Raw genomic sequence first — 7,195 nt, 5'->3', positions numbered from 1 at the left:
AATGATCGCTTAAACGAGTGTCCACTGTTGCTGGGTAAGATCAGGGTTACGGGTGTGCTCTAGCTCCTTCTCAACCGCCCTGACATCGCCTTTGAACCACAGGCGCGCCATGGAAACCAGTTCGTTAATATCATCACGCACATAGGTGTTTTCACGCCGAAACACCAATCCCACCAGGCGCACCACGCGTAGCACTTCTTTCAGCGGATAACTAATAAAGGTAGCCGCCAAGGTGCCCGTTACCACAATGGCTAGCCCCGGCAAGTTGATAAAGCTTTCTGGCGACTCTGCAGTAAAAAACAGCACGCTTACCAGCAAAAGCATGCTGGCAAAAATACCGATCAGCGTAGATGGGTTCATCAACGGCTCCTCGCCGGTTATTCGTGATTAATAGTGGCGTTAGGTGGTGTCATATAAGCGAGCGCGAAGCCTGCTAATCGCTTGGCTGTGAAGCTGGGAGACACGGGATTCGGTCACACCCAGCACCGCCCCGACTTCTTTAAGGTTCAGCTCTTCTTGGTAATACAACGCCATCAGTAGCTTTTCACGCTCAGGTAAGGCATCGATCGCATCAATTAACGACTGACGCTGCTGCTGATCTAACAACTGATCGAAGGGCAGGTTAGTGGCTTCCTCCTTCGCGGACTCGGCCCCTTCGGCCACCAGTTCTTCAAAGGGCAGCAACTGGCCACTGTTCGTATCGTTGAGCAATTGCTGATACTCACTAAGCGGCATATCCAGGTCACGCGCGATCTCACCCTCTTCCGGCGGGCGCCCTAACTGCTGTTCAAGGCGACGCACCGCATCATCCACGGCTCTGGCAGAGCGGCGTACACTACGCGGCAACCAGTCACGTGTGCGCAGCTCATCCATCATGGCACCGCGAATACGCTGGCTTGCAAACGTGGCGAACGTTGCCCCCTGGGTCGCATCAAAACGCCCTAGTGCTTCTAATAAACCCACCATGCCAGCTTGAATAAGATCATCCAACTCAATACTTGCGGGTAGTCTTACCTGCAGCGTTAAGGCCTGACGTCTTACCAGTGGCATACCAGTGCCGCAGGCCCCTCACCCTGGGGAATAGCACTGATGGTGCCGTCCGCACCAATGGATACTTGCGCACCTTGAGGCAAGGCAATGGGGCCACCTTCCCCCATTACCGGACGCCCAACACTAAGCAGTACGCCATCACTATCCAGCTGCAGGTCGCCCCTGCGGGTGTACGCCTCAGTGCCGTCTTCTCCTAGCACCGCCATCCAGGCATCATCCTGCATCGCGATATCGAGGGTTCGACCCGTGCGTTCAATAGGGCCCTGCGAAAAATCGGTGCCTGGGGTGGTCGTCACCGCCGATACCCGCGTGTCGAGTAGCCCAGCGCCCTCTACCGGGACTGAACGCGCAGCTTGCAACTGAGCGCGAAAGCCTGCGGTAGACACATTCGACAGGTTATTGCTAACCACTGCCTGCTGGTCCATTGTGTGTTTGGCGCCGCTCATGGCGGTGTATAGCATACGATCCACAACTGACTCCTTAGCGCAGCATCACGCCATTATTACGAGTGACTACAGGTTAATAATGGTCTGCAGGAGCTCGTCCTGGGTACTGATGGTGTTGGAGTTAGCTTGGTAAGAACGCTGCGCCACAATGGTATCTACCAGCTCGCTGGCCAAGTCGACGTTAGACGCTTCTACTGCTTCCGCTTGGATCTGACCCAGACGACCGGTGCCAGGCGCCCCCAGGTTTTCCAAACCAGAGGTATTCGTCGCCGCCCACAAGTTGTTGCCCAGTGGCTGAAGGCCTTCCTCATTACGGAAACTGGCTAGCGCAATCTGGCCCGCAGCACGGGTTTCACCGTTGGTGAAGTTACGCTGGATAACGCCTGTTTCAGTGACGGTAATACCGGCCAGTGCACCAGAGGTGAAGCCATCCTGGTTCAGCTCTTTTTGCAACGAGTCTGCGGCAAACTGAGTAGAGCCATTAAACTTAAACTGGATATCCAGAGCGGCTGCATCGACGCCACCGGGGATGCCACCAATAGTGACGCGAGTTTCATCTGTTTCTGGATCTTCAGTTACAACTGCACCTCCTGGGTTGGCGCTCTCTCCAATACCCGTAACAACTCCCTGCGCATTGGTTTGCAATCTACCACTTTGGGTAAAGTCCAATGTAAAGCTGCCTCTGGTTACCCCGTTAGTGACGGCAGTCACATTCCATTGATTACTATTGTCGCCCACCCTTTCGAAATAGGTAGCAACATTAACCGCATTCCCCAAAGAGTCATAAGAAGTGAAGTTATTGGAAAAATGATAGTTCAATGGTGTGACGACAGGAGGGTTGGCCTCTGCGTCAGCATCACTTTCTGAAATTTCAACAGTATTTAAATCTTGGCCACTGACTACCCTGGCATCCAGGTTTAATAGCGCATTTACTTCGGTGGTGGCTTTAGCTGGAATATCATCAACGGGCACATTTAATGCCTGCGGGGCGCCGCCTACCAATACGTTTGAGAAAGGGAACGCCTGCTGGTCATCGGTATCTACAGTAATGCCGCGATCCATACCGTAACCCATCAAGCGGTCGCCCTGGGCATTAACGATATCGCCAGCAGCGGTAATGCCGAACTCACCGTTACGCGAATAGCCGACTTCACCGGTTGGGCGCTCTAGCCGGTAAAAGCCTTCACCGGAAATCGCTAAATCTAGGTTACGCCCCGTGCTCTCGATACTGCCCTGGGTGAAATTCTGGCGCACATCTGACACCTGCACACCAATGCCCCGCGAGGCTGCAAACACATCAGAGAACAGCACGTCAGAGCGCTTGTAACCAACGGTTTGCGAGTTAGCGATGTTGTTACCCGCAGAGTTTAGCTTCTCTGATTGCGCGTTAAGCCCAGCCACTGCCGTTGTAAATGACATAATACGTTCCTCATCAAAACGTCTTTTTCATTAAGACGTTCTTGCTATAAAAATGTTGTTTTACTTACAAGTTACTTAAAGAATCTGTTTAACTTGATTCAACTGAACCTGTCCGTAAACAGCCCCTAAATCCAGCTGAATATTTCCACTACCATCGTTAGGGGTCACACTATTAACAACCGCATAGTTCAATGCGGTTGAGTCTAGTGTTTCACCCTCAGCATCTTGAGCCTCTAGCTGAACCGTGTAACGACCACTGGCAGCGGCTTCGCCCTGTTCGTTTTTACCGTCCCACTGGAAAGACTGCACACCAGCCTCTACCGCACCCAAGTTATAGCGTCTGATCACCTCGCCACCTTGGCCAACAATCACTGCGGTAAGCTGGTCGGCGGGTTTAGCAAGCTCGACACCAAACGGTGTCGTATAAGACTTTCCTTCACTATCCTGCTCTAGCATGACCTTGTTGCCAGGCACCATCACACCTTGGCCAATCAAGCCACTTGCTTGCAGTGCTTGGTTGGCATCCATTTGGCTAGTAATGCTCTGCAAAGTGGTGTTCAGCTCTTCAATCCCACTTACCGTATTAATTTGTGCGATCTGGGAGGTCATTTCCGCATTCTCCATCGGATTCAGCGGATCTTGATTCTGTAGCTGAGTAATCAGCAGCGTTAGAAAACTGCTACGCAACTCATCTGATGCGCTCTGCTTTAACTGGGAACCACTGCCGCCGCCATTAATTGCCGAAAGTGTTGTCGGGTCGATTGTGCTCATAATTAACCCTCACCCAGTGATAGCGTCTGCACCATCATCTGCTTCGTTGTGTTGAACACTTCTACGTTGGCTTGATAGGAGCGCGACGCCGAGATCATGTTGACCATTTCATGCACAGGTTCAACATTGGGCTTGGCGACATAGCCTTCTTCATCCGCAGCAGGATGGTTTGGCATGTATTGCAGACGTAGCGGAGCGTCGTCTTCCACTACCTCAGTGACACGTACGCCACCGACGCCATATCGATTATTGTGCGCTTGGGTTTCAAACATCACTTGTTTGGCCCGATAAGTCTCTCCATCAGGGCCTGCAATGCTGTCGGCATTGGCCATATTGCTAGCGGTAACATTCATACGCTGCGCCTGGGCGCTCATGGCCGAACTAGCAATATCAAAGGCTGAAAACATCGACATAGATTACTTTCTCCTACCGCTCGGTTATTCCGGCTGCATCGCGTTTTTCAGGCCCTGAATTCGGCGATTCATGATGGTGAGTGCGGCTTGGTAACGAACAGCATTGTCTGCAAACTGTGTCCGCTCACGATCCATATCGACCGTATTGCCATCCAAGCTGGGCTGATCGGGGATGCGATAAAGCAGCTCTGCACTGCCTACACCACGCCATGCTGGGCCTTCACCTTGCAGATGATGTTCTGACGTTCGTGCAAGCGTCAGTGCGCCATTTTGCTGTTGCTGTGGCTGGCTGCCCGCAACGGCCTTCTTTAACTCACTGGCAAAGTCGAGATCGCGCGCTTTATAGTTAGGCGTATCGGCATTGGCAATATTGGCTGCCAGCACGTCATGACGCGCTTGACGCAAGCCCAGTGCCTGCTGGTGATAGTTAAAGGCAGATTCAAGCTGATCAATCATGCCAATCCTCGTTCGCTGAGAGGCAAATTAAAACGGATATTATTGATGATGAATAATAGGCTTCGCTTCGTCAGCCTAAAGCATGGAACAGCTGCCGTTTACACCAGCATTTCATATGATGCACAGGGTACTTTTGCACTACACTGCACGGTTGATGATTATCATCTGCTTCCCTTCGATTGAGCGACTCTCCCATGCCACACCCGCTGCGCCCAACGCGATCCTATCTGGCGACTCTTAAGCAAATACTTTGCCTATCACTGCTCAGCCTTGGCTTTTCATTTCACGCGCATGCGAATAACCAACTGTTGATGGATACCGTTCAGCAGTTTCTTTATCAAGAATCTCAATCGCTTGGGCAGGAAGTGTTGATTGATATCTCACCTCCCTCTGCACATTTGCCTGAGTGCATTGCACCCGACCCCTTTTTCCCGAATGCTAATCAATCCCCTCTCGGGCGTGTTTCGGTCGGTGTGCGCTGTGGCGAAAATCGTCGTCAAGTGCGGTATATTCAGGCGCAGATTGATATCATTGGCAGCTACGCTGTGGCTGGCCAGGATATTGATAGGGGCACGCTCATCACGAGTGATATGCTGACATCACGAGAAGGCAATCTTGGGGATCTAGCCGCCCAAGCACTTACCAACCAAGACGATATTATCGGTATGGTCGCACAGCGTCCTATTCGTAGTGGCAGCACTTTCCAGCCCCATTACCTTCAAGCGCCTCAAGTGGTGAAACGAGGGCAGCGCGTCACTGTCATAGCAGAAGGCGCTGGTTTCCGAGTGTCACGCGAAGGAGAGGCCTTGTCTGATGGTGCACAAGGCGAACGTATCCGTGTGCGCTTTGATACGCGGGAATTAGTCACCGCACGCGTCATTGGTCAAGGAACATTGGTGATAGATTTTTAATCTAATGCCTAAAGTCCTTACTACCCAGGCCGATAGTAGGTAATACAGCGCATGCCGCACCAACGTTGACGATGAGGCAAACAACGTGAAAATCGATAACATTAATCCGTTGCTACGTTCTAATCAGGCGCAGCAGCGTGATGAAGCACAGAAAATAGGCGGCAATAAGCCAGCCGAAGCAGACAGCGCGACACGATCAGCAACGCAACTTAGCCAAACGCATACGGATAGCTCACACGATATCGATACGGCAAAAGTTGAGGAAATTCGCGAAGCTATTCGTGAAGGGAAGCTAGAGATTCGTGCGGATCGCATTGCTGATGGCTTAATTGCTAATTTAAAAGATTTATAAGCGAACTATTATGGGTCTTTCACGACTGCTCTCAGATCAATTGCAACGCCTTGATGAATTAGTGCTGCTGCTCTCAGATGAACAAGCACAGCTCACTAAGGGCAGCATTGACGGCGACGCTCTCGCTGCTATAGCCCTAAAAAAGCAGGCGCTGCTAATTGAGCTAGAACGCATTGAGCAATTGCGCCGAAGCGTGCAAACAAAGCTTGGCTATGCAGACGGCGCCCTTGGCGCCAAGCAAGCCGCTAACGATGCTGGCTGCTTGGCTACCTGGGAAAGCTTGCTCGAAAAAAGCGAACGCGTATCACGCATGAACGAATTAACTGGGCAAATGCTATCGCTTAGAATGAAGCATAACCAGGAAATGCTGGATTACATTCGCCAAATTGCTGAAAAAACCCTCTATAAGCCAAATGGGCGCAACAATGCCCAACCAGGTCGCTTTAACGCATCTGCCTAGTATTTCCGCACATTCATAGACAAAACCTATACAAGAAGCTTCAATGTGAACAATGATATTCACAATTGGAGCCGAAGAATGCTTTCCCACCTTCCAGAAAACTTTACCGCTGTTGTCATCGGTGCCAATGGCGGCATAGGTAACGCTATTATTAAGAGGCTGCTTGCCGATACCCATGTGGGTAATGTCGTTGCCGTAAGCCGTTCACCTATTGCTTCTCAAGACCCATCTTTTCAAGGCGCACCCGTTGAGGTGGTGAACGTCGATATCATCACACAATCAGGCCGTGAGACTCTTTGCCAACAGTTAAACGGTCGCCCGGTACACCTGCTATTCAATGCTATTGGTACGCTGCATGATGAGGCGCGTAATGTGCAGCCTGAGAAACGCTTAGAGCAGTTAGATGAAGCATCATTCGCTCATGTTATGCATGTTAATGCAGCCACACCTGCCCTATTGATTAGCGCATTGCAGGGCAAGCACCCGGTTACCATCGCCAGCTTATCGGCACGCGTTGGATCTATTGGCGATAATGGGCATGGCGGCTGGTACAGCTACCGTGCCAGTAAAGCAGCGCACAACATGTTAATGAAGACCATCTCCATCGAACTCAAACGACTGAACAAGCAGTCCATTGTATTGTGCCTGCACCCAGGCACCACAGATACATCGCTGTCGAAACCTTTCCAGGCTCGTGTACCCAGCGAAAAGCTATTTACACCTGATTTCGTCGCTGAACAATTATTGAAAGTAATGTCTCAACGCACCCCCAAAGATACCGGCAGCTTCTGGGATTGGGCTGGCAAGCCTATCGAATGGTAAATGTTAGGCAAAAAAAATCCCCCAGGGCGCAAGCCCTGGGGGATTTTTAGTAAAAGTGCCTGACGATGATCCGGGCGGCGCTCCGCTACTCTCCA

At 51.3% G+C, this 7,195-nt stretch carries 9 protein-coding genes and 2 pseudogenes; 4 read left to right on the top strand and 7 right to left on the bottom strand.

Annotated features, from left to right (window positions below; translation table 11 throughout):
• Positions 1-36 precede the first annotated feature (36 nt).
• The 7 genes and pseudogenes from INT21_RS08770 to flgB all read right to left on the bottom strand — a co-directional run.
• Positions 37-360: pseudogene (locus INT21_RS08770) on the bottom strand (chemotaxis protein MotA); the annotation flags it as partial.
• 39 nt (positions 361-399) lie between these two features.
• Entirely contained in the window at positions 400-1,050 is a 651-nt protein-coding gene (locus INT21_RS08765; RefSeq protein ID WP_193067722.1) for an RNA polymerase sigma factor FliA, read from the bottom strand.
• A pseudogene (locus INT21_RS08760) lies at positions 1,050-1,520 on the bottom strand (flagellar basal body rod protein FlgF); the annotation flags it as partial. The pseudogene INT21_RS08760 and the gene INT21_RS08765, both read right to left, overlap by 1 nt.
• A gap of 42 nt (positions 1,521-1,562) precedes the next feature.
• The gene (locus tag INT21_RS08755) at positions 1,563-2,915 is read right to left on the bottom strand and encodes a flagellar hook protein FlgE (protein ID WP_193067721.1); all 1,353 of its coding nucleotides are present in this window, start codon (positions 2,913-2,915) and stop codon (positions 1,563-1,565) included.
• A gap of 75 nt (positions 2,916-2,990) precedes the next feature.
• Entirely contained in the window at positions 2,991-3,686 is a 696-nt protein-coding gene (locus tag INT21_RS08750; protein ID WP_193067720.1) for a flagellar hook assembly protein FlgD, read from the bottom strand.
• Positions 3,687-3,688: 2 nt separating this feature from the next.
• On the bottom strand, positions 3,689-4,099 hold the full coding sequence (gene flgC / locus INT21_RS08745) for a flagellar basal body rod protein FlgC (protein ID WP_038480124.1): 411 nt from the start codon (positions 4,097-4,099) through the stop codon (positions 3,689-3,691).
• 24 nt (positions 4,100-4,123) lie between these two features.
• Positions 4,124-4,555, bottom strand: coding sequence for a flagellar basal body rod protein FlgB (gene flgB / locus INT21_RS08740; protein WP_193061441.1), 432 nt, complete (start codon positions 4,553-4,555; stop codon positions 4,124-4,126).
• Positions 4,556-4,749: 194 nt separating this feature from the next.
• Here flgB and flgA point away from each other — a divergent pair, with 194 nt between their 5' ends.
• From flgA to INT21_RS08720, 4 genes are all read left to right on the top strand, one after another.
• Positions 4,750-5,466, top strand: coding sequence for a flagellar basal body P-ring formation chaperone FlgA (gene flgA / locus INT21_RS08735; protein ID WP_193061440.1), 717 nt, complete (start codon positions 4,750-4,752; stop codon positions 5,464-5,466).
• An 85-nt stretch (positions 5,467-5,551) separates the two neighbouring features.
• Positions 5,552-5,818 (top strand): flagellar biosynthesis anti-sigma factor FlgM, encoded by a 267-nt coding sequence (gene flgM / locus INT21_RS08730; RefSeq protein WP_038480118.1) that lies wholly within the window; start codon positions 5,552-5,554, stop codon positions 5,816-5,818.
• Between the two features lie 10 nt (positions 5,819-5,828).
• Positions 5,829-6,278 carry a flagella synthesis protein FlgN gene (locus tag INT21_RS08725; RefSeq protein ID WP_193061439.1) on the top strand — a complete coding sequence of 150 codons (450 nt, stop codon included), beginning with the start codon at positions 5,829-5,831 and terminating at the stop codon, positions 6,276-6,278.
• A gap of 78 nt (positions 6,279-6,356) precedes the next feature.
• Positions 6,357-7,100 (top strand): SDR family NAD(P)-dependent oxidoreductase, encoded by a 744-nt coding sequence (locus INT21_RS08720; RefSeq protein ID WP_193061438.1) that lies wholly within the window; start codon positions 6,357-6,359, stop codon positions 7,098-7,100.
• Positions 7,101-7,195 lie beyond the last annotated feature (95 nt).

This window comes from Halomonas sp. 3F2F, from assembly GCF_014897805.1.
Lineage (GTDB): Bacteria > Pseudomonadota > Gammaproteobacteria > Pseudomonadales > Halomonadaceae > Vreelandella.
The sequence above is the reverse complement of the archived record's forward strand: the minus strand, read 5'-3'. Positions and strand labels throughout refer to the sequence as shown.

Bases quoted from the DNA above. Each gene is read 5' to 3' on its own strand.
- INT21_RS08725 (WP_193061439.1), top strand. From the start codon at position 5,829: ATGGGTCTTTCACGACTGCTCTCAGATCAATTGCAACGCCTTGATGAA.
- INT21_RS08755 (WP_193067721.1), bottom strand. From the start codon at position 2,915: ATGTCATTTACAACGGCAGTGGCTGGGCTTAACGCGCAATCAGAGAAG.
- flgB (WP_193061441.1), bottom strand. From the start codon at position 4,555: ATGATTGATCAGCTTGAATCTGCCTTTAACTATCACCAGCAGGCACTG.
- INT21_RS08765 (WP_193067722.1), bottom strand. From the start codon at position 1,050: ATGCCACTGGTAAGACGTCAGGCCTTAACGCTGCAGGTAAGACTACCC.
- INT21_RS08750 (WP_193067720.1), bottom strand. From the start codon at position 3,686: ATGAGCACAATCGACCCGACAACACTTTCGGCAATTAATGGCGGCGGC.
- flgA (WP_193061440.1), top strand. From the start codon at position 4,750: ATGCCACACCCGCTGCGCCCAACGCGATCCTATCTGGCGACTCTTAAG.
- INT21_RS08720 (WP_193061438.1), top strand. From the start codon at position 6,357: ATGCTTTCCCACCTTCCAGAAAACTTTACCGCTGTTGTCATCGGTGCC.
- flgC (WP_038480124.1), bottom strand. From the start codon at position 4,099: ATGTCGATGTTTTCAGCCTTTGATATTGCTAGTTCGGCCATGAGCGCC.